Origin of the sequence: Xanthomonas sp. NCPPB 1638, from assembly GCF_041475635.2 — a bacterium.
Classification (GTDB): domain Bacteria; phylum Pseudomonadota; class Gammaproteobacteria; order Xanthomonadales; family Xanthomonadaceae; genus Xanthomonas; species Xanthomonas cucurbitae.
Genome location: NZ_CM192984.1, coordinates 940,249 through 965,646 on the forward strand (window position 1 = coordinate 940,249; position 25,398 = coordinate 965,646).

20 protein-coding genes, 4 tRNA genes and 2 pseudogenes are annotated in these 25,398 nt (G+C 65.3%); 14 read left to right on the plus strand and 12 right to left on the minus strand.

The window, feature by feature from the left end; translation table 11 throughout:
- Positions 1 to 18: 18 nt before the first annotated feature.
- The 4 genes from purF to ACCQ13_RS04070 all read left to right on the plus strand — a co-directional run bounded on the left by purF (position 19) and on the right by ACCQ13_RS04070 (position 4,482).
- On the plus strand, positions 19 to 1,485 hold the full coding sequence (gene purF, locus ACCQ13_RS04055) for an amidophosphoribosyltransferase (protein WP_104604084.1): 1,467 nt from the start codon (positions 19 to 21) through the stop codon (positions 1,483 to 1,485).
- Between the two features lie 120 nt (positions 1,486 to 1,605).
- Positions 1,606 to 2,409 carry a ferritin-like domain-containing protein gene (locus tag ACCQ13_RS04060; RefSeq protein ID WP_104604083.1) on the plus strand — a complete coding sequence of 268 codons (804 nt, stop codon included), beginning with the start codon at positions 1,606 to 1,608 and terminating at the stop codon, positions 2,407 to 2,409.
- Between the two features lie 274 nt (positions 2,410 to 2,683).
- The gene (locus ACCQ13_RS04065) at positions 2,684 to 3,931 is read left to right on the plus strand and encodes a zinc-dependent metalloprotease (RefSeq protein WP_104604082.1); all 1,248 of its coding nucleotides are present in this window, start codon (positions 2,684 to 2,686) and stop codon (positions 3,929 to 3,931) included.
- 131 nt (positions 3,932 to 4,062) lie between these two features.
- Positions 4,063 to 4,482: a hypothetical protein gene (locus tag ACCQ13_RS04070; protein ID WP_104604081.1), complete on the plus strand. Its 420-nt coding sequence runs from the start codon at positions 4,063 to 4,065 to the stop codon at positions 4,480 to 4,482.
- A gap of 60 nt (positions 4,483 to 4,542) precedes the next feature.
- On the opposite strand, the gene lpxH is transcribed toward ACCQ13_RS04070, so the two are convergent.
- The 8 genes from lpxH to ACCQ13_RS04110 all read right to left on the minus strand — a co-directional run bounded on the left by lpxH (position 4,543) and on the right by ACCQ13_RS04110 (position 14,998).
- Positions 4,543 to 5,286, minus strand: a complete 744-nt coding sequence (gene lpxH / locus ACCQ13_RS04075) for a UDP-2,3-diacylglucosamine diphosphatase (protein WP_104604080.1) — start codon at positions 5,284 to 5,286, stop codon at positions 4,543 to 4,545.
- A 50-nt stretch (positions 5,287 to 5,336) separates the two neighbouring features.
- On the minus strand, positions 5,337 to 5,879 hold the full coding sequence (locus ACCQ13_RS04080) for a phosphatase PAP2 family protein (protein WP_104604079.1): 543 nt from the start codon (positions 5,877 to 5,879) through the stop codon (positions 5,337 to 5,339).
- On the minus strand, positions 5,860 to 6,999 hold the full coding sequence (locus tag ACCQ13_RS04085) for a glycosyltransferase family 4 protein (RefSeq protein ID WP_104604078.1): 1,140 nt from the start codon (positions 6,997 to 6,999) through the stop codon (positions 5,860 to 5,862). Before ACCQ13_RS04085 ends, ACCQ13_RS04080 begins: the two co-directional genes overlap by 20 nt.
- A gap of 218 nt (positions 7,000 to 7,217) precedes the next feature.
- Positions 7,218 to 8,738 carry an exopolyphosphatase gene (gene ppx, locus ACCQ13_RS04090; protein ID WP_208800624.1) on the minus strand — a complete coding sequence of 507 codons (1,521 nt, stop codon included), beginning with the start codon at positions 8,736 to 8,738 and terminating at the stop codon, positions 7,218 to 7,220.
- Between the two features lie 63 nt (positions 8,739 to 8,801).
- Positions 8,802 to 10,904 (minus strand): polyphosphate kinase 1, encoded by a 2,103-nt coding sequence (ppk1, locus tag ACCQ13_RS04095; RefSeq protein ID WP_104604117.1) that lies wholly within the window; start codon positions 10,902 to 10,904, stop codon positions 8,802 to 8,804.
- A gap of 121 nt (positions 10,905 to 11,025) precedes the next feature.
- Positions 11,026 to 12,354 carry a phosphate regulon sensor histidine kinase PhoR gene (gene phoR, locus ACCQ13_RS04100; RefSeq protein ID WP_167526825.1) on the minus strand — a complete coding sequence of 443 codons (1,329 nt, stop codon included), beginning with the start codon at positions 12,352 to 12,354 and terminating at the stop codon, positions 11,026 to 11,028.
- 75 nt (positions 12,355 to 12,429) lie between these two features.
- On the minus strand, positions 12,430 to 13,119 hold the full coding sequence (gene phoB, locus ACCQ13_RS04105; RefSeq protein ID WP_002806631.1) for a phosphate regulon transcriptional regulator PhoB: 690 nt from the start codon (positions 13,117 to 13,119) through the stop codon (positions 12,430 to 12,432).
- A gap of 232 nt (positions 13,120 to 13,351) precedes the next feature.
- Complete coding sequence (locus ACCQ13_RS04110; protein WP_104604075.1) at positions 13,352 to 14,998, minus strand: M48 family metalloprotease; 1,647 nt, start codon at positions 14,996 to 14,998, stop codon at positions 13,352 to 13,354.
- A 149-nt stretch (positions 14,999 to 15,147) separates the two neighbouring features.
- Here ACCQ13_RS04110 and grxC point away from each other — a divergent pair, with 149 nt between their 5' ends.
- From grxC to ACCQ13_RS04125, 3 genes are all read left to right on the plus strand, one after another.
- Positions 15,148 to 15,453: a glutaredoxin 3 gene (gene grxC, locus ACCQ13_RS04115; RefSeq protein ID WP_104604074.1), complete on the plus strand. Its 306-nt coding sequence runs from the start codon at positions 15,148 to 15,150 to the stop codon at positions 15,451 to 15,453.
- A complete protein-coding gene (locus ACCQ13_RS04120) occupies positions 15,450 to 15,845 on the plus strand; it encodes a carboxymuconolactone decarboxylase family protein (RefSeq protein ID WP_159406674.1) in 396 nt (131 codons plus the stop codon). Before grxC ends, ACCQ13_RS04120 begins: the two co-directional genes overlap by 4 nt.
- A 371-nt stretch (positions 15,846 to 16,216) precedes the next feature.
- Positions 16,217 to 17,224 (plus strand): isocitrate dehydrogenase, encoded by a 1,008-nt coding sequence (locus tag ACCQ13_RS04125; RefSeq protein ID WP_159406675.1) that lies wholly within the window; start codon positions 16,217 to 16,219, stop codon positions 17,222 to 17,224.
- A gap of 139 nt (positions 17,225 to 17,363) precedes the next feature.
- On the opposite strand, the gene ACCQ13_RS04130 is transcribed toward ACCQ13_RS04125, so the two are convergent.
- Positions 17,364 to 18,125, minus strand: coding sequence for a Bax inhibitor-1/YccA family protein (locus ACCQ13_RS04130; protein ID WP_104604071.1), 762 nt, complete (start codon positions 18,123 to 18,125; stop codon positions 17,364 to 17,366).
- A gap of 166 nt (positions 18,126 to 18,291) precedes the next feature.
- On the opposite strand from ACCQ13_RS04130, the gene ACCQ13_RS04135 reads away from it, so the two are divergent.
- From ACCQ13_RS04135 to ACCQ13_RS04160, 6 genes and pseudogenes are all read left to right on the plus strand, one after another.
- A tRNA-Pro gene (locus ACCQ13_RS04135) sits at positions 18,292 to 18,368 on the plus strand.
- A gap of 42 nt (positions 18,369 to 18,410) precedes the next feature.
- Positions 18,411 to 18,487 (plus strand) — tRNA-Arg (locus ACCQ13_RS04140).
- A 32-nt stretch (positions 18,488 to 18,519) separates the two neighbouring features.
- Positions 18,520 to 18,596, plus strand: a tRNA-His gene (locus tag ACCQ13_RS04145).
- 91 nt (positions 18,597 to 18,687) lie between these two features.
- Positions 18,688 to 18,763: transfer RNA gene (locus ACCQ13_RS04150), tRNA-Lys, on the plus strand.
- A gap of 90 nt (positions 18,764 to 18,853) precedes the next feature.
- Positions 18,854 to 19,192: a hypothetical protein gene (locus tag ACCQ13_RS04155; protein ID WP_159406676.1), complete on the plus strand. Its 339-nt coding sequence runs from the start codon at positions 18,854 to 18,856 to the stop codon at positions 19,190 to 19,192.
- A 25-nt stretch (positions 19,193 to 19,217) separates the two neighbouring features.
- Positions 19,218 to 19,328 (plus strand): annotated as a pseudogene (locus ACCQ13_RS04160) (site-specific DNA-methyltransferase); the annotation flags it as partial.
- A 36-nt stretch (positions 19,329 to 19,364) separates the two neighbouring features.
- Here the strand turns inward: ACCQ13_RS04160 and ACCQ13_RS04165 are convergent.
- Positions 19,365 to 20,099, minus strand: coding sequence for a hypothetical protein (locus ACCQ13_RS04165; RefSeq protein WP_274392050.1), 735 nt, complete (start codon positions 20,097 to 20,099; stop codon positions 19,365 to 19,367).
- Positions 20,041 to 20,670, minus strand: a pseudogene (locus ACCQ13_RS04170) (hypothetical protein); the annotation flags it as partial. The gene ACCQ13_RS04165 and the pseudogene ACCQ13_RS04170, both read right to left, overlap by 59 nt.
- 204 nt (positions 20,671 to 20,874) lie before the next feature.
- Here ACCQ13_RS04170 and ACCQ13_RS04175 point away from each other — a divergent pair.
- The gene (locus tag ACCQ13_RS04175) at positions 20,875 to 21,993 is read left to right on the plus strand and encodes an ISL3 family transposase (RefSeq protein ID WP_159406429.1); all 1,119 of its coding nucleotides are present in this window, start codon (positions 20,875 to 20,877) and stop codon (positions 21,991 to 21,993) included.
- Here the strand turns inward: ACCQ13_RS04175 and ACCQ13_RS04180 are convergent.
- Positions 21,906 to 25,394: a hypothetical protein gene (locus tag ACCQ13_RS04180; RefSeq protein ID WP_483887899.1), complete on the minus strand. Its 3,489-nt coding sequence runs from the start codon at positions 25,392 to 25,394 to the stop codon at positions 21,906 to 21,908. The genes ACCQ13_RS04175 and ACCQ13_RS04180 overlap by 88 nt on opposite strands.
- Between the last annotated feature and the right edge of the window lie 4 nt (positions 25,395 to 25,398).

Below are 25,398 nucleotides of genomic sequence, written 5' to 3' on the forward strand. Positions count from 1 at the left end.
AAGCGGAGAACACGCACCATGTGTGGCATCGTCGGTATTGTCGGCAACCAGAACGTCGCCGGGCAGCTGTATGACGGCCTGACCGTCCTGCAGCATCGTGGGCAGGACGCCGCAGGCATCGCCACCGCCGATGGCACGCGCCTGCGTGTGCAGAAGGCCAACGGCCTGGTGCGCGATGTCTTCGATGAAAAGAAGATGGCGGTGCTGGAAGGCCGTGTCGGCATCGCGCATTGCCGCTACCCGACCGCCGGTTCGGAAGGCATGGATGAAGCGCAGCCGTTCTACGTCAATTCGCCGTATGGCATCGCGCTGGCGCACAACGGCAACCTCATCAACACCGAGGCCCTGCGCCAGCAGGTGTTCGAAGCCGACCGCCGCAACATCAACACCGATTCGGACAGCGAAGTGCTGCTGAACGTGTTCGCCTACGAGCTGGACGCGCAGCGCATGCTCACCCCCGAAGCGGCAATCCGCGCGGTCGCCGGCGTGCACCGCCGCTGCAAGGGCGGCTATGCGGTGGTCAGCGTGGTGCTGGGCCTGGGCCTGGTGGCGTTCCGCGACCCGCACGGCATCCGCCCGCTGGTGCTGGGCAAGCGTGACCACGCCGAAGGCACCGAATACATCGTGTCCTCCGAATCGGCCGCGCTGGACATCCTTGGCTATCAACGCGTGCGCGACGTGCGCCCGGGTGAGGCGCTGGTCATCACTGCGCGCGGCGAGCTGTTCTCGGAAATCTGCGCCGCGCCCACCGACCATGCGCCGTGCATTTTCGAATACGTGTATTTCGCGCGTCCCGATTCGATGATCGACAACATCTCGGTGCACAAGGCGCGCATGCGCATGGGCCTGAAGCTGGGCGAAAAGATCCTGCGCCTGCGCCCGGATCACGACATCGACACCATCATTCCGATTCCAGACACCTCGCGCGACGTGGCCCTGGAAATGTCCAACGTGCTCGGCGTGAAGTACCGTGAAGGCTTCGTCAAGAATCGCTACGTGGGCCGCACCTTCATCATGCCGGGGCAGGGCGAGCGGCAGAAATCGGTGCGCCGCAAGCTCAACCCGATTCACCTGGAATTCCGTAACCGCGTGGTGCTGCTGGTGGACGATTCCATCGTGCGCGGCACCACCAGCCGGCAGATCGTGCAGATGGCGCGCGACGCCGGTGCACGCAAGGTGTATCTGGCTTCGGCCGCGCCGCCGGTGCGCTACCCCAACATCTACGGCATCGACATGCCGGCTGCCGAAGAATTGATTGCGCATGGCCGCAGCGAGCAGGAGATCCAGGAATTCCTGGGCTGCGACTGGCTGATCTACCAGGATCTGGAAGACCTGGAAGTGGCGGTGCGCGAAGGCAACCCGGACATCAAGCAGTTCGATTCCTCGTGCTTCAACGGCGAATACATCACCGGCATCGAGTCGGGCTACTTCGAACGCATCCAGCAGCTGCGCTCGGACGATGCCAAGAAGCGTCGCCGCGCCTGAGATGGCGGTGCGCGTCGGCCCGGTGGCCATCGTCGCCTGCGAGTTGCGGATCAAGGCGAACGCCTGCGAGCAGGTGCGTGCGGCAGCACCGGGTCAGCAATCGCTTCGGCAGGGACGGTGATGACGGATCTGTTCGACGCCGCGTACGCGTGCCTGGGCGCTGCCGATCCGCTGCATAAAGTCGCGTTGACGCAGCAGTACGCAGCGGCCTGTCGTGCGGGCCAATTGACGATCGATCCCGCGGCCCCCGCACCATTGCCGATCCGCATGCCGGGTCGCCCGCCGACCCCGGTGCTGGTGCATCCGCGTGAACTGCCGCGGCGTGGGCTGGGCACTGCAGATGGGCGGGCGGCCTTCATCCATGCCATCGCGCACATCGAGCTCAACGCCATCGACCTGGCCTGGGACGCGGTGTATCGCTTCCGCGGCCTGCCCGATGCCTTCTACGCCGATTGGGTGGTGGTGGCCGACGACGAATCGCGGCATTTCATGCTGCTGCGCGCGCGCCTGCAGGCACACGGTCATGATTATGGCGACTTTGCCGCGCATAACGGCCTGTGGGAAATGTGCGAGAAAACCGCACACGATGGGCTGGCGCGGATGGCGCTGGTACCGCGTGTGCTGGAAGCGCGCGGCCTGGATGTGACGCCGGCGATGATCGTCAAGCTGCGCTCGCTGGGCGATACCGCCACCGCCGAGGTGCTGGAGACCATCCTGCGCGAGGAAGTGGCGCATGTGGCAGCGGGTTCGCGCTGGTATCGCTGGTATTGCGAGCAGGCGGGCATCGAGCCGCGTGCGCGCTTCAAGGCGCTGCTGCGCGAGTATGCCGGTGGTTATCTGCATGGGCCGTTCAACATCCAGGCCAGGCTGCTCGCCGGGTTTGACGAGGACGAACTGGCCAGCCTGGTGGAGCAGGCCGGCTAGGTGCCGGCGTGAGACTGCACCTGCGCGGCGGTGCCACGTCGGACCTGTTGCGTTGCGTGCGGGAGCAAGCGGTGCACTGCAGGGCTGGACTGTGCGCTGGTTCCTGTCCCATCGCCGCTGGAATCGCATCCAGCTGCCGCATGTCATCACAAAAATGTAATTTTCTGTTGTAACAACTTGCAATCTGTACATTCTCGGGCGCCTTAATGGCGTCCCGGGAACAGGGGCCCGGTGTTTCACATCCGTAACTTCCATGTCTTAGGAGAGAAAGACGATGAAGTCGAAGTCGATGTGCACCACGGTGGGTCTGATTGCCATGTGCCTGGCTGGTTCGGCTGCTGCTGCCGGCACGCCGCTGTATCAAACCGGGCCGGCGCTCAGCCGCAGCGCCGCCACCACGACCGAACCCTCGCTGCAACGCCTGCTGAGCGCACCGTCCACTGCCAATGCGCAGGTGGTCCAGCTCGATGCAGCTGCGGTGACCGCCGGGGAAAAACTGCTGGAGCTGCAGCTGGACGGCCAGACCGTCACCGCCACACAGGCCAAGGTGGAGGCGCTGGAGGGCGGTGACAGCGTCTGGTACGGCAATCTCGGCCCGCGTGCCGGCACTCGGGCGCGCACGCTGTCGGGGGTAGACCCGCTCAATTCGGTCATCCTGGTGCGCAGCGGCGACACCGTGACCGGCACCATCCGCCATGCCGGCAAGCTGTATCGCCTGCGTCCGCTGGCCGATGGCCGCCATGTGCTGGTACAGGTCGATGAGCAGCGCATGCCGCAGGAGCATCCGGCCGAATACAGCCTGCTGCCCAGGTTCGACATGCCCGGCGACGGACGCGTCACCACCGCGGCCGCCTCATCCGGCAGCCCGGCCACCATCCGCGTGCTGGTCGTGGCCACCAACAAGGCGGTCACTGCCTACGGCGGCAACATGCAGTCATTGGTGCAGCTGGCGGTGGCCGAAGCCAACCAGGGCTACATCAACAGCAACGTCGGCATCACCTTGCAGCTGGCGCGCTACGAGACCACCAGCTATGGCGAAACCGGCAACTTCAGCACCGACCTGCAACGCTTCCGGGTGACCAACGATGGTTACATGGACAGCATCCACACCAGCCGCAATACCTACACCGCCGACGTGGGCGTGATCGTGCTGGACAACAGCAGTTACTGCGGCCTGGCCTCGGGCATCGGATCGAATGCGGCCAGTGCATTCGCCTCGGTATACTGGGATTGCGCGACCGGCTACTACAGTTTCGCGCATGAAATCGGCCACCTGCAAAGCGCGCGTCACGACGCCGCCAGTGACCCGAGCACCTCACCGTATGCCTATGGCCATGGGTATCGCTACGGCAACAGCTGGCGCACCATCATGGCCTACGACTGTACCAGTGGTTGCCCGCGACTGAACTACTGGTCCAACCCCAACATCAGCTACAACGGCGTGCCGATGGGCAATGCCAGCACCGCCGACAATCAGCGCGTGCTGGTCAACACCAAGGCTGCCATCGCCGGTTTCCGCTGAGTGTTTTCTTGAATCGCTCCCGTCCAGCATCGTCAGGTGCCGGGACGGAGCGCTACTCCCGCGCACGCTGATCGCGCAGACTACAGACACCGCCGGCACCAGCCGGCGATGTCCTGTCGAGCGGAGTCCTCATGTCCACATCCTTGCGTCTTGCCATCGCGTGCCTAGTGGCGCTGGCAATTGTCGGCTGCCGGCAGCAACCGGCCGAGCCCGCCGCCGCCACGCCAAAACCTGCCGTGGCCGCACCGGCAGCAGTGACCGGCAACGATGCCGAGGCCCGTGCGCTGCACGTGCTCGAAGCGCAGTTGCAGCGCGATCACGCGTATCCGGACAACTGCATCAGCATCCTCACCGAAGCCGGCCAGACGCCTGCTGCCGATGCCTTCGAATTCGCCGTCCACGAACGCCACGGCAATGGCTGCCCGGGCGATCCGCAGACCAGCCCGGTGCGCGATCGCTTCCGCGTGCAGGCCGATGGCAAGGTGCTGTGGTACGACGTGGTCAACGCCGGTTTCGTCGATTACGCCGAGCGCGCGCGCAGCCTGCAATAAGACCTGCGCTCCAATACCAGCGTCTTCAATATCGGCCGCTGGCAACGCATCGGCGGTGCATCACAGCGGCAACTGTTCCAGCACAACGCCGTCGGCATCCACGCGCAGCACCGAACCCTGTGCGTACCAGTCGCCCAGCACGATACGTGTGCAAATCCGCCCGCCGGCCTGCACGGTATGGATGGCGGGGCGGTGGGTATGCCCATGGATCAGGCGATCCACGCCGTAACGCACGAAGGTGGTCTCCACCTCGGCCGGCGAGACGTCGGTGACGGTTTCCAGTTGCGCCTGATCGCCTTGCTGGAGTTCGGCATAGCGGGCCTGGCTGGCCGCACGCGCCTGCTGCGCGAATGCCACACGCGCGGCCAGCGGTTGCGACAGGAATTGCGCCTGAAACACCGGGTCGCGCGTTTGCGCGCGGAAGGCCTGGTACGCGGTGTCGTCGGTGCACAGCAGGTCGCCATGCATCAGCAAGGTGGTGTGCCCGTATAGGTCGATCACCGTGGGGTCGGGCAGGATGCGAAAACCCGCGCGCTGCGCATAGTGTTCGCCGACCAGGAAGTCGCGGTTGCCCGGCATGAAGAACACCGGTACACCGGCATCGGCCACCGCATGCAGTGCGATGGCGACCGCGTCGGCGGCCGTGGATGGAGTGTCGTCGCCGATCCAGGCTTCGAACAGATCGCCAAGGATGTACAGCGCATCGCTGCCGGGAACTTGCGTGCGCAGGAACGCCAGGAACAGTTCGGTGATCGCCGGCCGTGCCGGATCCAGATGCAGGTCGGAAATGAACAGGGTTGTCATCGCGCCATTGTAAGGAGGACAACGTCCCGGTGGGAGAAGGGAAACAACCGCTACCCAATCAGCGCCGGCAGCTCCCACAGCGACAGGCTGGCCAGTAGCACGCCGATCGCCGTGGCGGCGAGTACATCGCTGGGGTAGTGCAGCCCCAGCACCACGCGCGACAGCGCCACGCCGGCAGAGAACGGCACCAGCAGCGGCGCCAGCCAGGGGTAGTACGCCAGCGCGACGATGCTGAAGGACACCGCGTGCAGGGTGTGGCCGGACGGAAAACTGAACTCGTCCAGCGGTGCCACCCAGGCGCGGATGCGCCCGTCGGCCGCGTACGGGCGTGGCCGACGCGTCCAGCGCTTGAGTGCCTTGTACAGCGTCAGCGCCAGCACGCCGGTAGCGGCCATGTGGGCGGAGGCACGCACGCCGTCCATGCCGTCCAGCAGCACCAGTAGCCCCATCAGGCTGTACCAGAACACGCCGTCGCCCAGCCGGCTGATGATGGCGAACGTGCGCCGTACCGGGTAGCGGCGGCACCAATGGTTGGCACGCCGGCACCAGCGTGCCTCGCGGCCACGCAACAGCTCAAGCCGCGTCGACGACATGACGCCCCCGTACGGCAGTGATCCCCAGCAACAGCGCTTCGAAGTCGGACACCACGTTGTCCGGATGCAGTTTCTTCATCGCCTGCGCGGCCGCCGTGCCCATGCGCTGGCGCAGGGCGTCGTCCTCGGTCAGCGCGACTGCTGCCTGGATGAACGCCGCATCGGTGTCCACCGCCGCACCGGTCTGGCCGCTACGCAGGTATTGGCGCGCGGCACCGTAGTCGAAGGCGACCGTCGCCACGCCACTGGCCATTGCTTCCAGCGTCACGTTGCCGAAGGTCTCGCTGTGGCTGGGAAACAGGAACAGATCGCCGCTGGCGAAGTGGCGGGCCAGGGACTGACCACGCTGGACGCCGCAGAAGATGAAGTCGGGATTCTCGTGGGCGATTTTTTCGCGTGCCGGACCATCGCCGACCCACACGAAGCGTGCCTTGGGACGGATCCGTTGCAGCGTGCGAAATGCGTGGATGGCCAACGGCAGGTTCTTTTCGTTGGCGATTCGCCCGACGTAGATCGCGGCAAAGCCTTCGCCTTCGATGCCCCACTGCGCACGCAGCGCCGGATCGCGCCGGGCCGGATCGAACTGTTGGCTGTCCACGGCGCGCGCCAGCACCTGGACGTGCTGGAAGCCGTCATCGCGCAGGGTTTGCTGCAGCTCGTGGGTCGGCACCAGGGTGACTTCGGCCTGGTTGTGGAAGCGGCGCATCCAGCGCAGCGCGGTGCCTTGCAGCCAGGCCGCGCCGTAGTCCGGCAGGTATTGGTCGAAGCGGGTATGGAAGCCGCTGGCCACCGGAATGCCCAGCCGGCGCGCGGCGCGCATCGCCGACCAGCCCAGCGGGCCTTCGGTGGCGATGTAGATCGCATCCGGCTGCGTCGCTCGCCAGTGGCCCAGCAGCCGTTGCATGGCCGGCAACCCGAATTTCAGCCCCGGATAGCGCGGCAGCGCCGCGCCACGCACCAGCAAGGCATCGGCGGTCTGGGGCGAATCGCCGCCCTGGCGTGGGCGCACCACGTCCACCTGATGTCCGCGCGCGCGCAGCCCGGTTTCCAGGCCATGCACGGTCAGTGCTACGCCATTGACTTCGGGGGGGTAGGTTTCGGTAACGATCGCGTAGCGCATGCCCGTTCTCCCGTTTTGGCTAGCTTCCGGGAGGGCGATGGCATTGATGTTGCGCCGACAAGACGTGGCGGTGACAGAGGAATCGGGAATCGGGAATCGGGAATCGGGAATCGGGAATCGCAAAGGCAAAAGCGCTGCTTGCGTTTAGCGTATGGTCGCCTGTCAGCGATCTACATCAGAGGCCGGTGATCGACAATTCCCCATTCCCGATTCCCGCCTCAGGCCACAAACGGCTTGAACACGATGCCCAGCCCGGCCATGCCTTCGATCTCGCCGATCAGGTCGGCACGCAGCAGTGGGCGTGAATCGATCCAGCTCTGCGACAGGATCAACGACAGCCGTGTGTCTTCGGCGGTGAGTTCCAGGGTTGGAATCGGGTCTGCCTCGTGCGCGCGGTGCAGCAGCACCGCCAGCCGCAGCAGCGCGGCCTTGCGGCGGGTCGGCAGTAGCAGGCGATCGGGCAGGGCATCGAAGGCGGTCCGGGAGACATTGCGCCGATGCGTGCGCACCAAGGCGGCCAGCACCTGCTGCTCCTGCCGCGAGAAGCCGGCGATGTCCGAGTGCTCCAGGATGTAGCTGCCGTGGATATGGTACTGGCTATGGGCGATCATCAGCCCCAGTTCGTGCAGGCGCGCGGCCTGGCGCAGCACCTGCGCGTCGTCGCCATCCAGCTGCCAGGAGTCGCACACCTGGTCGAACAGCCGGGTGGCAGTAGCCTCCACGCGTTGGGCCTGCACTTCGTCGATGCCGTAGCGCTGCACCAGCGAAGCCACCGAACTGTCGCGCGGGTCGTTCTGGCCACCGCGGCCGAGCATGTCGTACAGGATGCCTTCGCGCATCGCCGCCTTGCTCACCATCAGCTTCTCCAGCCCCAGCGCCTGGAAGGCCGCTTCGAGTACCAGGATGCCGCCGGCGATGATCGGCCGGCGTTCGGCGGCCAGCCCGGGCAGCTGGATGTCCTCGATGCGCTTGGCCTTGAGCAGTTCCTCGCGCAGCGCCGGCAGCGCCTGAGCGGTGATCGCGCCCTTGGTGAGTTTCATCGCCGCGCAGATCTCGCCGATGGCCTTGTGCGTGCCGGACGAGCCGATCGCTTCATGCCAGCCCAGCGTCTTGTATTGGCCGGCGAACTGCTGGAACTCGGCGCCGATCTCGGTCAGTGCATCCTTCCACTTCTTCCTGGACAGCTTGCCGCCGGGAAAGAACCGCCGCGTGCTGGCGATGCAGCCGGCCTGCAGGCTTTCGCGTTCCAGGGTCTGGAACCCTTGGCCGATGATGAATTCCGTGGAGCCGCCGCCGATGTCGATCACCAGGCGGCGCTGGTCGGGCTTGGGCGGTTGCGCATGGGTCACGCCGAGATAGATCAGGCGTGCCTCCTCGCGACCGCTGACCACTTCGATCGCGTGCCCAAGTGCGGTTTCAGCCGGCATCAGAAAGGTCTGCGGCGATCGCAGCTGGCGCACCGTGTTGGTAGCCAATGCACGCACGCGCAGCGACGGCACATCGCGGATGCGTTGCCCAAACCGCGCCAGGCATTCCAGTGCGCGCTGCCGTGCTTCATTGGAGAGACCGCCCTTGCCATCCAGACCGTCGGCCATGCGCACCGTCTCCCGCAGGCGGTCCACCACGCGCAGCTGACCCATCAGGTAGCGCGCGATAACCATGTGGAAACTATTGGAGCCTAGATCGACGGCGGCGAGCATATCGCCATCGCGCAGGGGCGGGATCGTGGGGGAGGGCATTGGCATGGCCGCATGGTAGCCGATGGGCTGTTGCCCACGTGAGAGGCCACGGGCGTGGCGTTCTCAGATCCGATCGAGCAAGGTCACCTGCGCCGAATGGGCCGGTTCACCGGGTGCGGGCGTGCGCTTGTGGTACACGCCCTCGGCGTCCAGCTCCCACGCGCTGACGTTGTCGTCCAGGTAGTTCTGCAGCACTTCGCGATACACGCGCCGGGCCAGGTCCGGGTCCAGGATCGGGAAGCAGGTTTCCACCCGGCGCAGCAGGTTGCGTTCCAGCCAGTCGGCGCTGGCGCAATACAGCTCGGCCGCCCCGTCGTTGCCGAACCAATACACGCGGCTGTGTTCCAGGAAGCGCCCCACGATCGAGCGCACGCGGATATTGTCGGACACGCCCGGCACGCCCGGCCGCAGCGTGCAGGCGCCGCGAATAATCAGGTCGATCTGCACGCCGGCCTGCGAGGCGGTGTACAGGGCGCGCACCACCTGCGGTTCGTTGAGAGCGTTCATCTTGGCAATGATGCGGCCCGGGCGGCCCTTGCGGGCCAGTCGGGTTTCGCGGTCGATGCGTTTCAGTACGCCGGCATGCAGGGTGAAGGGCGATTGCAGCAGCTGGTCCAGTTTCATGCGCGGGGCCAGCCCGGACAGTTGCTGGAACAGCATGTGTACGTCGTTGCCGATCTCCGCATCGGCGGTAATCAGGCTGATGTCGGTGTAGAGCCGCGCGGTGCCGCTGTGGTAGTTGCCGGTGCCCAGATGCACATAGCGTTTGAGCTTGCGTCCTTCGCGGCGCACGATCAGCAGCATCTTGGCATGGGTCTTGTAGCCGACCACGCCGTACACCACCTGCACGCCGGCTTCCTGCAACTTGTCGGCCAGCCCCAGGTTGGCTTCCTCGTCGAAACGCGCGCGCAGTTCCACCACCACGGTGACGTCCTTGCCGTTGCGCGCGGCCAGGATCAGCGCATCGACGATCAACGAATCCTTGCCGGTGCGGTACAGCGTCTGCTTGATCGCCAGCACGTTCGGATCGACTGCCGCCTGGCGGATGACATCCAGCACCGCGGTGAACGCATCGAAGGGGTGGTGCAGCAGGACATCGCCCTTGCCGACGATCTCGAAGATGCCTTCGCTGTCGCGCAAGGTGCGCGGATTGAACGCGGGGTACTTGAGTTCGGGGCGCTGCACCAGATCGTAGACCTGGGTGACGCGGCTGAGATTGACCGGCCCGACGATGCGGTACACCGCGTTCTCGTTCAGACCGAAGTTCTGCAGCAGGGTGCGCATGATCGGCGCCGGGCAGTCGTGCGCGATTTCCAGGCGCACCGCCGGCCGGTAGCCGCGGGTAACCAGCTCGTCGCGCAAGGCGAGCGCCAGATTTTCGACCTCTTCTTCGTCCACCACCAATTCGGAATTGCGGGTGACGCGGAACTGGTAGGAGCCCTTGACCTGCATGCCCGGGAACAGCTCGTCCACGAACTCCGACAGCACCGAGGACAGGAACACAAAACTCTGCGCACCGTCCGGCGACAGGCTGGCCGGCAGCTGGATGATGCGCGGCAACGAACGCGGCGCACGCACAATGGCCAGGTGGCCGGCGCGTCCGAACGCATCCTGGCCCTCCAGTACCACCACGATGTTCAGGGTCTTGTTGAGGATCTTCGGGAACGGATGCGCCGGATCCAGCCCCAGTGGCGAGAGCACCGGCATGATCTCGTTGCGGAAGTAGGCGCGCAGCCAGCGCTTCTGCCGCGCCGTCCACGTCGAGCGACCGAGTACGGCCACACCGGCTTCTTCCATCGCCGGGCGCAGCACCTCGTTCCAGGCGTGGTACTGCTGCTCCACCAACTTGGCCGCGCGGTCGTGCACGGCATTGAGGATGGCGGTAGGGCTCAAACCGTCCGGTGCCGGCGGCAAGCCGAATTCCTGCGCGTGCCGCACGGTGGCGGCGCGGATCTCGAAGAATTCGTCCAGGTTGGTGCAGGAGATGCACAGGAAGCGCAGCCGTTCCAGTAGCGGCACCTGGTCGTCCAGTGCCTGCGCCAATACCCGGAAATTGAAATCCAGCTGCGACAGCTCGCGGTTGATGTACAGCGCCGGATCCCGCAGCGGATCGGTGGCGATGTCGTCGCCGGGTGTGACGTCGTGCAGTTCTTTGGCGTGGCCCATGGAGTCGGTCATCAAGGCGAAGTGGTGTGCGTGGTGTGCGGCGCATGGGCCGCGACGCAGGCGATGCGACACGGATGGCACCGGTGCATCGCGCCGCGCTGCGGCCTGCACCGCTTACATATCACGCCGAGCGTGACAGTGGCAGGGACGGTTCGCGTTGCACGACACGGGCGGCCACGAAATGGCACGAGAACTCGCTGCCGCGTCCCACCTCGCTTTCGATGTCCAGCCGCGCCTGGTGCAGGCCCAGGATGTGCTTGACGATCGACAGCCCCAGCCCGGTGCCGCCGCTCTCGCGCGAGCGGCTGCTGGACACGCGATAAAAACGCTCGGTGATGCGCGGTAGATGCGAGGCGGGGATGCCGTAGCCGGTGTCGCGCACTGCCAGCGCCGCGCCGTCGCCTTCGCGCACGAAGCGGATCGTGACCGTGCCGCCGCCGGGCGTATAGCGCACCGCATTGGTCACCAGGTTGGAGAACGCGCTATGCAATTCCTTGTTGGAACCGAGCAGATCCACGCCGGCCTCGTCGATCACTTCCACCGTGTGCCGGCCCTGGCTGTGCGCCTCGGCCTCGCGGCGCAGGGTGGACAGCATCGGCGCCATCGCCACGTGTTCTTCGCCGAGTTCTTCCTGCGATTCCAGCCGCGACAGGGTCAGCAGGTCTTCCACCAGCTGTGCCATGCGCTGCGACTGCTTGCGCATCTCCGCCAGCATCGGGCCCGAGTCCGGGAAGTCTTCCGGGTCGAGCATGTCCAGGTAGCCGTGTACCACCGTCAACGGCGTGCGCAACTCGTGCGAGACATTGGCCACGAAGTCGCGGCGCACCTGTTCCAGGCGCAGCAGCTTGCTGACATCGCGCGCCACCAGCAGCCAGTAGTCGTCCGAATACGGAATCAGGCGCAGGTTCAGGCGCAGGTCCGGGTCCACCGGCGAGGCCGCATCCAGCATCGGCTCGGCATTGCGCCCGGCCGCCAGCCAGTGCGCCAACGGCAGCGGTTGCAGGCGTTCCACCACCGACACGCCCATGTCACCAGGATGCTGCAGGCCGAGCAGGCCGCCGGCGGCCTTGTTGAACCACTGCACGCGCTGGTTGTTGCGGTCCACCACCACCACCGCATCCGGCAGTGCCTGCGCGGCGGCGCGGTAGGTCCGCAGCATGTCGATCAGGCGCCGTTTGCGCCCGCGCATTTCGGCCTGGCTGCGGTACAGCAGGCGGTCCAGTTCGTTCCAGGCGCCGATGCCAACCGCAGGCTCGGCACGCTGGCGCGCGGTGAGCCGGCGCAGCACCTGGCGCAGCCGCCAGTAATGCCACCCCAGCACGCCCAGTGCGGTGAAGGTCAGCGCCATCCACACATGCTCGATCAGCACGCCCACCACCACGGCAGCGCCCAGCAACAGCGCGAGAGTGCCAAGCGTCTTGAGCCAGGCGGAACGGATATGTTGGGGCATGGAAGGCGTTACCACGAAGCGTCAGGTAGGTAGCTGCCCGGCCCATGCGGCGGCCAGGCGGCTGTGCGGCGCCGATCAGGTCGCCGACGAAAAACGATAGCCCGATCCACGCACGGTCTGCACCATGTTTTCCAGGCCAAACGGTTCCAGCGTCTTGCGCAGGCGGCGGATGTGCACGTCGATGGTGCGCTCTTCCACGTACACGCTGCCGCCCCAGACATGGTCCAGCAGCTGGGTGCGCGTATACACCCGCTCGGGGTGGGTCATGAAGAAATGCAGCAGGCGGTATTCGGTCGGGCCGATCGGCACCGGTGCATCGCCGGCGAACACGCGGTGCGCGGCGCCATCGATCCGCAGGCGGCCCACGGCCACGCTGCCGTCTTCGTCGTCCTCGCGGGTGCGCCGCATCACTGCACGGATGCGTGCCAGCAACTCACGGGCGGAGAACGGCTTGACCACGTAGTCATCCACGCCGGCTTCCAGCCCGCCGACACGGTCGTTCTCTTCGCCGCGCGCGGTCAGCATGATGATCGGAATCTCGCGCGTCAGCTGCTCCTTGCGCCAGCGCCGTGCCAGGTCCAGGCCGCTGGTGCCGGGCAGCATCCAGTCCAGCAGGATCAGATCCGGCACCCGGTCGGCGATGGCGGTCTGCGCCTCGCGCGCGTCGCCGGCATGGATGGGCTCGAACTCGCCTTTGCGCAGCGCGAACGCCACCATGTCGCGAATCGCGGGTTCGTCATCGACGATCAGAATGCGTTTTTGCACGCGGGGCTTACCGTCTGGCTTTGGTGATCGCCAGTAGACTACGGTTTTGTGACTCTAATGTGACATGGCCGGCACCGGCTTCTGCCAGCCGGCAGGTCTTCAAAACAGACTGAACCGGCAATGGGCGACACGCCCAGTCTGGACCCGCATGCTTTTAGCCGATTCCCGATTCCCGATTCCCGATTCCCGATTCCCGATTCCCGATTCCCGATTCCCGATTCCCGCCCAAGTGTCATTGTGTGGACAGATCGGGATCGCGAATTCCCTGGCGGCGCAGTTCCAGCACGGTCGGGGTGATGGCGGCGATGCGTGCGTCCACGCGCGCCCGTGTCACGTAGTCGAGTTCCTTCTTCTTGAGTGCTTCCAGCTGGATCAGGGCCTGCTCCGGGTGGCCGTTCAAATACGCCGATTCGGCGTAGGCTTCGCTGGCGCGCAGAGGGTCGCCGGCGAGTTCGCAGGCGCGGGCATAGGTCTGCTGCAGCAGCGGATCGTCGCTGCGGCGATGCAGTAATGGTTCAAGCACCTGCCGTGCGCGTTGGCCCGCGTCCTTGCTGGCCTGCGCATTGAGCGCCCCGGCGTAGGTCAGCGCCACCGCACGGTTGTTCGGCAAGTGTTTCAGCAAGGTGTCGAAACGGGCATTGGCCACATCGCGCTGGCCGACGCGGGCCTGGGCCTCGCTCAGGCCCAGCGCCAGCCACAGATTGTCCGGATGCGCCTCCAGCAGGCTGGCCAGTTCGGCCACCGGCTCGCTCGGGCGGCCGCCGCTGTTGCGCAGCCGCGCCAGCGCCAGCCCGTAACGCTGCGCCTCGCTCAGCCCCTGCTTGGCGCTGCGGCGCAGGTTCTCGTATTCGCGGATGGCTGCATCCGGCGTACTGGCCGTGAGCACGCGCAGACGCTCCTTGGCCCAATCGAAGCCTTGCTGGTCGCCGCCACGGCCGAGCGCGTCCACCGGCAACCGCAGCGCGTAGGGCAGCAGCGCGTTGCCGTTGCGGCTCAAGGGTTCCGACAACGACGGGTCGGCCGGGTCCACACGTTCCTGACGCGTCCCACCCGGCACCGAGGTGGTCAGCACCACGGTGTTCTTCTTCATCTGCTCGGCGCGTGCCTTGGCTTCGCTGATGCGGGTGGTGGTGACCGGGTGGGTCTGCAGGAAGTCCGGCGCGCTGTAGCCGCCCTCGTTGGCGCGCATGGCCACCGACATGCGTTCGAAGAATCCGGCCATCGCGTCCACGTCGTAGCCGCTGCGTGCCAGGGTGCGGATACCCAGCCGGTCGGCCTCGAACTCGTTGGAGCGGGTGAAGTCGATCTGGCGTTGCTGCATCAGCCCCATCGCGCTGGTGATGGTGGCCATGGTGGCATCGCCCCTGGAATTGCCGCCGGCCTGCTGCGCGGCCACCACTGCGGCCAGCATGCCGAGCAGGATCGGGATCTGGTCGCGTTGCGCGCGCTCCACCCCGCGCAGCACGTGCTGCTGGGTGACGTGGGCGATTTCGTGCGACAGCACCGCAGCCACCTCGTCCTCGCGGTCGGCGATCAGGACCAGCCCGGCGTTGACCGCGATATAGCCGCCCAGCGTGGCGAATGCGTTGATCTGGCGGTCGCGCAGCATGAAGAAGGTAAACGGCTGCTGCGGCTGTGCACTGTTGGCACCCAGGCGGGTGCCCATGGTCTGCAGCCAATCGCCGATCAGCGGGTCGTCCAGTACGTAGTCGTAGCTGCGTAGCTCGGCCAGCATCATCCTGCCGTACTCGGCCTGTCGCGCCGGCGTCAGCAACTCGCCGGCCGATGAGCCGATGTCGGGCAGGCGGTTCTCCTGCGCAGGGGCCACGCCCGTGGCAATGGCCAGTGTCAGGGCGGTAGCAAGCGGAAGCAGGCGCAAGAGGAACTCCCAGGTGATGCGCGGAGCATGCGGGCAGCACGGCGCGGCGGCGTGAATCGGCAATTAATCCATAGTGTTGCGGTGGCGAGGTGGAAATTCCAGTCGCCCGTTACCATGTGTCAGACCTCAGACCAACCCCGGAGTTTCCCGTGAGCCAAGAACATCCCCGGCAGGACGCGGCCGCCGGCCCGCCCATTACCCTGTATTCCACCGCCATCTGCCCGTACTGCGTGGCAGCCAAGAATTTCCTCAAGAGCAAGGGCCAGACCTGGACCGAGGTGCGGATCGACCTGGACCCGGCCGAGCGCGAGAAGATGGTCGCGCTGGCGCGGCGTACCAGCGTGCCGCAGATCTTCGTCGGCGACGTCCATGTGGGTGGCTACGACGACATGATGGCCATGCATCGCGCCGGCAAGCTGGAGCCACTGTTCACCGGCACGGGCGGTCAGGCATGAGTGGTTCCGACGACGGCAGCGCCGACCGCCTGCGCGAGTTCACGCAATTCCGCCAGCGCATGAACCAGCGCATCCTGGCCGAGCCCAACCAGGTGGTGCGCCGCTTCTTCGCGCTCGACACCCAGACCTACCAGGCCGGCGCGCTGGAGGTGAAGACCAAGGAGCTGCTCGGCCTGGTCGCCTCGGTGGTGCTGCGCTGCGACGACTGCATCAGCTACCACGTCGCCCAGTGCAAGGAAGCGGGGGTGACCCGTGAGGAGTTCTTCGAGACCTTCTCGGTTGGCCTGGTGGTCGGCGGTTCCATCGTGATCCCGCACCTGCGCCGCGCGGTGGATTTTCTCGACCAGCTCGAAGGCGGCGCGCAGGCGCCGGCCCAGCACGCGCACGACTGAGTGGGGTGCTGAGGCGCGGGAGTGGGGATTCGGGATTCGGGATTCGTAAAAAGCGAGCAAGACACGCGCCGCCCGATGAGGCGGCGCGTTGCGTTCGGGCGCCGGCCGCTCTTGGATGGCTGCGAAAACATCGCGGGTAGTCGTCAGGCAGTGTGGACGGCAGGGAGCAACCGCAGCGCACGGAGGACGGATACATGCCGATTCCGAGCACCGGCTTCCTGACCACGCAGTCGTTGGATGGTTGCCCTTAGACCAAGGTCGGTTTGGGCGCCTTCACCGGCATCGGGCATAATTGCCAGTGAAACCTCCTTGCGCCGGTGAGCCGGGCTTCCGGCTGGCGCTCCCCCCTTCAAGTTCGGAAACCCAACGTTATGACGCAGACAATCACGGTCATTCGCGGCGACGGTATCGGCCCGGAGATCATGGATGCCACGCTGTTCGTGCTCGACGCGCTGCAGGCTGGCCTGACCTACGAGTACGCCGATGCCGGCCTGGTCGCGCTGGAAAAGCACGGCGATCTGCTGCCCGAGTCCACCCTGGCTTCGATCACCAAGAACAAGGTCGCCCTGAAGAGCCCGCTGACCACGCCGGTTGGCGAGGGCTTCAGCTCGATCAACGTGGCCATGCGTCGCAAGTTCGACCTGTACGCCAACGTGCGTCCGGCCAAGTCGTTCCCGAACACCAAGTCGCGCTTTGCCGACGGCGTGGACCTCATCACCGTGCGCGAGAACACCGAAGGCGCCTATCTGAGCGAAGGCCAGACCGTGTCCGAGGATGGCGAGACCGCGTTCTCCGGCACCCGGATCACCCGCAAGGGCTCTGAGCGCATCGTGCGCTATGCCTTCGACCTGGCGCGTGCCACCGGCCGCAAGAAGGTCACCGCGGTGCACAAGGCCAACATCATCAAGTCCACCTCGGGCCTGTTCCTGAAGGTCGCCCGTGATGTCGCCGCGCAGTACCCGGACATCGAATTCCAGGAAATGATCGTCGACAACACCTGCATGCAGCTGGTGATGCGCCCGGAACAGTTCGACATCATCGTCACCACCAACCTGTTCGGCGACATCATCTCCGACCTGTGCGCCGGTCTGGTCGGTGGCCTGGGCCTGGCCCCGGGCGCCAACATCGGCGTCGATGCGGCGATCTTCGAGGCCGTGCACGGTTCGGCGCCGGACATCGCAGGGCAGGGCAAGGCCAATCCGTGTGCATTGCTGCTGGGCGCCGCGCAGATGCTGGACCATATCGGCCAGCCCGAGAATGCCGAGCGCCTGCGCGAGGCCATCGTGGCCACCCTGGAAGCCAAGGATTCGCTGACCCCCGACCTGGGCGGCAGCGGCAACACCATGGGCTTTGCCAAGGCCATCGCCAGCCGCCTCTGAGCGCGCCGGAAGATCGCACAAAACAAAAGGCGCCTAGGCGCCTTTTGTTTTGCTCGGACGTTGCCGAGAAGCCGCGGCTGCTCACCAGTTGCAGGAAACCGCTCTCACGATTCCCCAATCCCGATTCCCGATTCCCCGCTCAATTGCGCGACTGCAGCTTCGACAGCAGGCGCAGGAACTCCAGGTACAGCCACACCAGCGTCACCATCAGCCCGAACGCGCCGTACCACTCCATGTATTTGGGTGCGCCCTGTTCCACGCCGCTTTCGATGAAGTCGAAGTCCAGCACCAGATTCAGTGCAGCCACCACCACCACGAACAGGCTGAAGCCGATGCCGATCAGGCCCGAATCGTGGATGAAGGGGATGCGCACCCCGAACAGGCCCAGCACGACGGTGGCCAGGTAGACCAGTGCGATGCCGCCGGTCGCGGCCACCACGCCCAGCTTGAAGTTCTCGGTGGCCTTGATCATGCCGCTGCGGTAGGCAAACAACAGCGCGAACAGGGTGCCGAAGGTCAGCAGCACCGCCTGGAACACGATGCCGTCGAAACGCGCCTCGTATACCGCCGAGATCGAGCCCAGGAAGAAGCCTTCCACCAATGCGTACAGCGGTGCGCTGACCGGTGCCCAGGTCGGCTTGAAGCTGGTGGCCAGCCCGAGCACCAGCCCGCCGATCGCGCCGGCGATCATGTACACGCGCGCCGCCGGCAGCGGGTTGCCATCGGCGCCGATCGATTGCGACCAGGCGAAGGCCGCAGTAGCGACGGCCATCAACAGCAGCAGGCCGGTCTTGTTGACGGTTCCATTGAGGGTCATCGCCTCGCCGTCGCGGGTGACCACCGAGCCGGAGCCGAGGTCGAGGAAGGTGGATTCCCGAAGGGCGGGATTGCCGCTACGCATGCGTTTTCTCCATAAAGGTGGGGTGCTCCACGCCGGGGCGCGTGAGCAGGCAGAGTTCAGTCCCCAGGATACCGGATGCGCCAATTGACGCGTGGTGATTGACAGCGGCGCAAATCGTTCCCAAAATAGCCGACCTTTCCAGCCCTTCGGGATTGGAAGGTCCCGCCGGGGTATAGCGCAGTCTGGTAGCGCGCCTGCTTTGGGAGCAGGATGTCGGGGGTTCGAATCCCTCTACCCCGACCATTCCGAGCTCTTGGCGGCGTGGGAATGCGAAGTTCGGTCCGGGCGCCCGTAGCTCAACCGGATAGAGCACCGGCCTTCTAAGCCGGCGGTTACAGGTTCGAGTCCTGTCGGGCGCGCCATCGGCGGTACGGTAGGAAGCAGGTTTTCAGTGGTGGCTGTAGCTCAGCTGGTTAGAGTACTGGATTGTGATTCCAGATGTCGGGGGTTCGAGTCCCCTCAGCCACCCCACTGAATCAGGCAGTGCAGGACAGTTCGACCCGATGCTTCGCGGGGTGTTGCAACGAAGCAAAAACGCGCATACAATGTGCGACCAGTTTCAGGGCCGTTAGCTCAGTTGGTAGAGCAGTTGACTCTTAATCAATAGGTCCAAGGTTCGAATCCTTGACGGCCCACCAAACAAAACAGCCACTTGACGAGAATCAAGTGGCTGTTTTTTTTTGTTCAGGAAAATTGGGGGGAAAATTACTGCACACGAGGTAGATTTTATGGCGAACGATTTTCGGTTAGCTGAGCAGGAAGATGCTTACGAGGAGTTTCAAGAACATGCAACGCTTTTTTCAGCTGCATGCTCCGTTGCTCTCAACGGCAGTACCCGAGCAAAAGCTGTCGATTCTGAAGATGAGAACCAGCAAGACTGGGGTGACATCGAGCGGTCCGGCACGGGTGTTCAGGATGAGGATGGCCACGCTGTTGCGTTCTTGGACCATCGTGACAGCTCACTTCCGAAGGATAAAATTGCTCAGTGCTATCAGATTTACAAGTCGATGTGTAGCAAGAAGGGGCTTGAACCCTTACCCCTCAAAAGTCTCTACAGCACCAAATGATAGGTAGCAAGCGCTCAAGGCTTGCGGCAGCGGCACCACGCTGGTCGCTGCCCAACTGGAGGGCCTTGAAGCGGTCGGCATCGAGATGACCGATCAGTACGCAGCGGTCACCCGCGATCGGCTAAACGCCCTGTAGGCCGTGAAGCCGAGCTGCCGCGTGGCGGTTCGGCTTTCATTGCGCAGGCGGTTGGCGCAAGGCCACAACGCGATACTGCTTACTCTTGCCGTAGCGCGGCCCTGCCTTGTCGAGCGTGACGCAGAGCCTGTCCTCGCCGCAGGGCAATAGGTCCGCGCGTGCCACACGGTCCAGAAAGGCGATCTCCGCACGGCGCTGCGAAGCCTCTGCCAGTACTGGTCGGGCGCCCTGGACGGCGTAGCCGACTGCAACCAAACACAGGAGCGTGCCGACCAACAACGCGCCGAGGCCGGCCCAGCTGCGCCGGGTGGCGGTGGTTTCCAGCGATTGCTGTGCCCGTGCATAGCGCGCCGTCGCCTGCTCAAGCGTTCTTTCCGCTTGGACCATCTTCTTGTTGAATCGCTCGGCCCCTGGTTCCAGCGTTTGCGTCAATGCCTGGTTGCTCAACTGCGTTAGCCGGGGAAGCGCGCTCTCCACCACCCGGGTGACGCGTTGATCGGCGCTGTTCACTGCCGCCTGCAGAAGCTGCATTTGATGACGGACGAGATCCTCTAGGGTTTGCTCTCGCCGCTGCATCGCCGCGATGACTGTCGTCATGGCCTTGATCGAGTCCTTCATCGCCTGGTGCGATTCACCGCTGTCCGGCAGCGTCGAGGTGTTCTGGATGTCCATCGTTCTCTCCTGTAGGTTCAATGCGTTTGTTGCGTTCTGGCTATCCGCCACCACCACCACCGCCACTTCCGCCTCCGCCTCCGTCGCCCCCCCCGCCATCACCGGGCGGGCCTGAGCCTTGCATCATCGGCCCGTTGGCGAACTGCGGCAGCGTCAGCACCATCACCGGGCCGCGACTGGTCTGCACCTCTGCTGCCACGTCCATCCCCAGCGCTTGGCGCGTCGTCACCTGTTCCTGGGCTTCCTGCTGAGCCTTGGCGTCCAGATGCTCATGACCTTGCTGTGCCAACGCCGCGCTGTGGGCGCTATTGCCGGCGCGCTTCAAGGCTTGTTCGATGGCCAGATCGTTCTTGGAGTCCAGCGCGTACACCAGATCATCCACGTCCGGATCACCGGTGATGCTCTTGCGCTTGGGCGGCGGTCGATCGTCCTGCTCAACGTCGGTTTGCGCCGGTGTTGCAAAAAGACCACCCTGCGAGGCGGTGCCTGCCAAGGTGTTCGGTGGTCGTCTCATTGCCGAGGGACCATCGGGGTCGTATCCATCGCGCAGTTCCCGCTCGGTAAACGGCGGCTCACCGCGCGCTATGCGCGCTTGCCGTGCATCTGCGATGTGGTTTTCTGGCTCATCGCGGATTCGTGTGGGTGCCTTGAGGCCCCTGAATCTGCGTTGAGCCTTGGAAACAGGCCCTTTCCACCGTCCCAGAAGGTGGTACATCCTGTGCTGACTTCTTGACGCGGTGTTCTGCATGAAAACGGGCCGTCGGCTGAGTGAGTTGTTTTCCTTCCCTGGCTTCGCGGCGGAGTCCACGCTCAAGGGCGTGTTCGGCGCCCCGAAGGCGCGGATCGTGACCTTGCGGCGCCGAAAAAAACGGCCGTGTGTTCCAACTGTGGCCATCGGTGTCGCAGCCGCTACGACAAGCGCCTGTGCCGCGCCCGCGACTTGCGGGCGGCCGGCTGGATGCTGTTCGTGGAGTTCGAGCGCTGGCGGGTCGATTGCCCGGGGTGCGGCGGCGTGCACGTAGAGCGGCTGGACTGGCTGGCCAAGAATCCGCGCTACACCGAGCGATTCGCCCTACATGTGGGCAATCTGTGCCGAAGCATGACGCACAAGGCCGTGGCTGAGCTGGAGCGCCTGCACGACAGCACGGTCAAGGAGCTGTCCAAGCTGTACATGGCCGAGCAGGTGCGCCGGGCGGGGACGCCGGCGCCGCGCGCCATCGGCATCGACGAGATCGCGATCCACAAGGGCCATGACTACCGCGTTGTGGTCAGCGATCTGGAGCGCGGCCGACCGATCTGGTTCGGCGGCAGTGGGCGCACCGAGGCGGACATCGACCAGTTCTTCGCCGAATTGGGCCCAAAACGCAGTGCTGGCATCGACGTGGCGGTGATGGACATGTGGCGGCCGTTTCGCAACTCGGTGGGCAAGAACGCGCCCAACGCCAGCATCGTGTTCGACAAATTCCACATCATGCGCCACCTGTCCGACGCGCTCGATCAGGTGCGGCGCGACGAGTACAAGCGCCTTCAAGGCCAGGATCGCAGTTACATCAAGGGCCAGCGTTACACCCTGCTGAGCAATCGCGAAAACCTTACCCTGGACGGTCGGAAGGCGCTCGCCAAGTTGCTGGCGGCCAACAAACGTCTGAACACGGCGTACCTGCTGAAAGAGTCCTTCGGGCAGCTGTGGAGCTACCGCACCGAGCGAGGTGCACGGGAGTTCTTCGAGCGCTGGAAGCAGAGTCTGCGCTGGCAGCGGCTTGCGCCCTACCAGACGTTCGTGGGGATGATCGAGCGGCACTGGGACGGCATCGCGGCGTACTGCAGGCCGGAGAACAAGGTCAGCCTCGGCCTGGTGGAAGGGCTCAACAACAAGATCCGGGTCATCCAGCGCAGCGCCTACGGCTATCGCGACGAGGAGTTCCTGAGGCTCAAGATCATCGCCAGCTTCCTGCCCGCGCTACCCGAAAATGCTCGATTGCACCCACAGTGATCCGCGAAGACCCGGTTTTCTATATCGAGATCCTGTTCGGCCTGGATGCGGAGCGCGCGTGCAGAACGCGCTATTTCTGCCCATGAATTGGGATCTGCAGCCGCAACGTTGGCGGGTTTGGCTTGCTCTGGGGCCTGCTTCTGCGCATCCGATGCCGACGTGGGCCGGTTCGATGGGGCGGCGTGTTCTGAGGGATCGGCGGGAGGCTCTGGAGTGGGCGCGCCATGGGACTGTCTGGCTGCATCGGTGACGAGGGCCGCTGTGGGTGGCGCTGCAGGCGCATTCGGTACCGGGGGCTGTGGCGTGAGCGCCCTTTCCCCATCAATACGCTCAGCCACAACCGGTGCGGCGAACGATCGCATCTCCGGTGCCTCTATCAACTGGGCAATGCGTGCATCGGCAGGCAGGTCCGCGCCTGGTGCTGGCGTGGCGTCGCGTGCGGCCGCTGGCGGCGCTACGGCCTGTTCGTCGCGCGTTTCCATCGCCTGGTGCCGATTTGCCGCAGGCGCTTGCGCGATCACTGCGTGTTGCTCGGACTGGTGCGCGCGCTCTTCTTGTGTCAGCTGGTCCGCCGTGTGCTGCATTTGCCGCGCCACTTCAGCTGGCTGTGCCTGCTCAGGTTGGGCGGCATGCGGTTGGGTCTGGATCTGCGGCCGGTGTGCATCGTGGTCTTGAGCAGGGCGCTGTTCTGCCTCGCGTTGGGCAGTGCCTAGGGCGTGGAGAGTTGGTGACGCATGGGCCATGGGATCGGTGGTGCGCTCGGCTGCTTGTTTGCGCCCCGGAGCATCCTGGCCCTGCACCGGTGGTTGCTCTGCCAGCGGCGCTTCCTGGAGCTGTAGGCGCTGTTGTTCGTTGTGTTGAGCATCCAGTGCCTGGCGTGTCTGTTGCTCACTCTGCTGCTGTGCTTGTTGGTGCTGCTCGATGTCGTGTGCCTGCCGCTGCTCCTGCTCCTCCTCGCGCTGCTGGGTGTCCTGTGCCTGGCGTTCTTGTTGCGCCAGTCGCAGCGCTTGTTGCCGTGCTTCCAGTGCCGCATGCGCCTGCAGCGACTGCCTCGCCTGCGTCCGGTCCTCACGTGAGGCCTGTTCCTGCAGCGCGTGCGCCTGCGCCAACTGCTGGTCTTGCGCCTGCCGTCCCTCCTGCTGCCGCTGCTGGTTCTCCTGCGCGGCGCTGGTGGCCTGGTCTGGGGCCGGCACGTTGAGCGCCTGCTGGTTGGAGGGCGGCGACCCGGACGTGTCCGCATCTGTGGAGCCTTCGGATGAGGGCGACGCAGAGGCCAGTTGCTGCACCGGTGCATCCGGCTGCTGGCGAGCCTGCAGTTCCTGCAGCGCCTGACGGATGTCCTCGGTGCTGGTGACTGCTGCAATGCGCTCCACGCCATCGGCACCGCGCTGCAGATGGGCGATCGGGCTGTCGGCGCCGTACTGACCGCCCGGCCCGCGCTGCAGCTGCATAGCGCCATCGCCTGCGAGTCCTTTAGCTTCGCGCGTGCGTTGCGTTGCCAGCTCGATCGCTTCGCGCCATTGCGGCTGCAGTTCCGTGCCCACGATGCGGTACTGGTACAGCGTCTGCTCGCGCTGCACGTCCTGCGGCGATGGCGGGGTCTGCTGGATGGCGGCAATCGCCCGGGCCTGCTCGGCAAGCGCCGGCTGCAGCATCGCGCGCGTGGTCTCCAGCTCCAGCACCCGGTTGGCATCGGGCGAAGTGCCGGGGCTGGTCCACCGGCCTTCGATGTCGCGGTAGTAGCGCTGGCCGTTCGAGGCAGTCAACGCATCCGGATCCGGCAACGCCTGCTGGACGGCCGGCGACATCGGCAAGCCCTCGGCGGCCCAGCCGCTGCGGTGGTAGGCCAGTTCATAGCGCGCGGCGATCGCACCGGGACTGTTGGCGATGTTGCGGGCGATGACGGCCTGCGCTTGTGCCTCCAGTTCCGCCGCGCGCGGCGGCAAGGCGGTCTCCTGCACGTAGCTGCCGCGATCGTTGGCACCGGAGACCGCCGTCTTGACCAGACGATGCCATTGGCCGTCTGCCGGGTCGCGCTTCCAGTCGGCAGGACTCAGGCTGGGACGGTCGGTGGCATTGGCCGGCTGCTGGTAAGGATCCTGCGGTGCGGGCGCATCCTTCAAAGCTAGTGCGGCAGCGACGTTGGTCGCCTGGTAGTTCAGCTCGCGGGCCTTGGCGTAGCTGGCGACGATCGGCGTGGCGTTGGGGTTGTCCACGCCATCGGCGGTGGTGTCTGCCTTGCCCTCGCGCGCCCAGGCGCGGCCATCGAAGGACCAGTGCGTGTCATCGCCATCGGTCTGCCGGTAGATCGCGCGGTTGTCGAGCAGCGCGGCGGCCTTCTCGCCGGCCACGCTCATGAAATAGGCATCGGCGGCGATCAGCACCATCGGCCCGGCGCCGGAGCTGCCCAGCGCGTAGGCGGCCGTCGTGCCGCCGGCCCAGCCACCGACATTGCGCCCGGTGAAGTGTGCCAGCTCTGATTGCGCGGCGAGCGGGTTGTCCTGGCCGAGCAAGTGCGTGGCGCGTTGGCCGGTCATCACGGTGTCGGCGGCGGTGGCGAGCAGGCCGGCGGTGCGTAGCGCTTGGCCTGCAGATAGCTCGCCTGCCAACAGTTCGGCGGTTGTGAAGCCGCGTTGCGATACTGGTGTGTACGACGGATGCGGTGTGGCGCCTGCGCCTTGGCGGATGCTGGGCGCAGCACCGCCGATGGTTGTCGGCGTGTCATCCAAGACCTGCTGTACCAAGGCCGCGTTGGACTCGGATAACCTCACGCGCCCGGCATCCTCGGCGTGCGCGATGGCCATGCGAAATTCCTCGCGGCCGGCGATCTCGCGGATGACGGCATCGCGTTCATCCGGGACAGCGACCAGATTTTTGGCGGTCGTGCGCGCGGCGTCGATCACCTGTGTGATCCGTTGTTCGGAGTGCGTGATCGCGGCCCATTCGGATTCGACATTGCTCATCGAACGCAGCGTTTTCAACTGGTCGGCGTGGGTGGTGCGGTATTGCTCATACTCGGAGAGCGTGCTGCGGTTTTGCGCGTTGGTCTCGGCCTTGGTCAAGCGATCCGGAGTCGTTGCGAACATGTCGCCATTGATCAGGGCGACCTTAAGGGTGTCCTGCAGGTCGTGGACTTGCGCGGCGACGAGCTTCAATGCAGCAGCGTCGTTGCGTATGGCAGCGCGGCCGTTTTGGGATTTACTGAGATTGTCAAGATGATCAACGATTGCATCCGTATATGACCTGCGGGTGCGTCCTCGGTGTGGCGAAGTTTCGACTTCGTCAGCCAGCTTGCCGTCTACCGGAAGATACAGGCGATTTGCCGATACATCCTTGTCGATCAATCCATGCTCGACCAATTTATTAAGAAGCCGACTTCTGAGAAAAGTGCTATTTTCAATGACG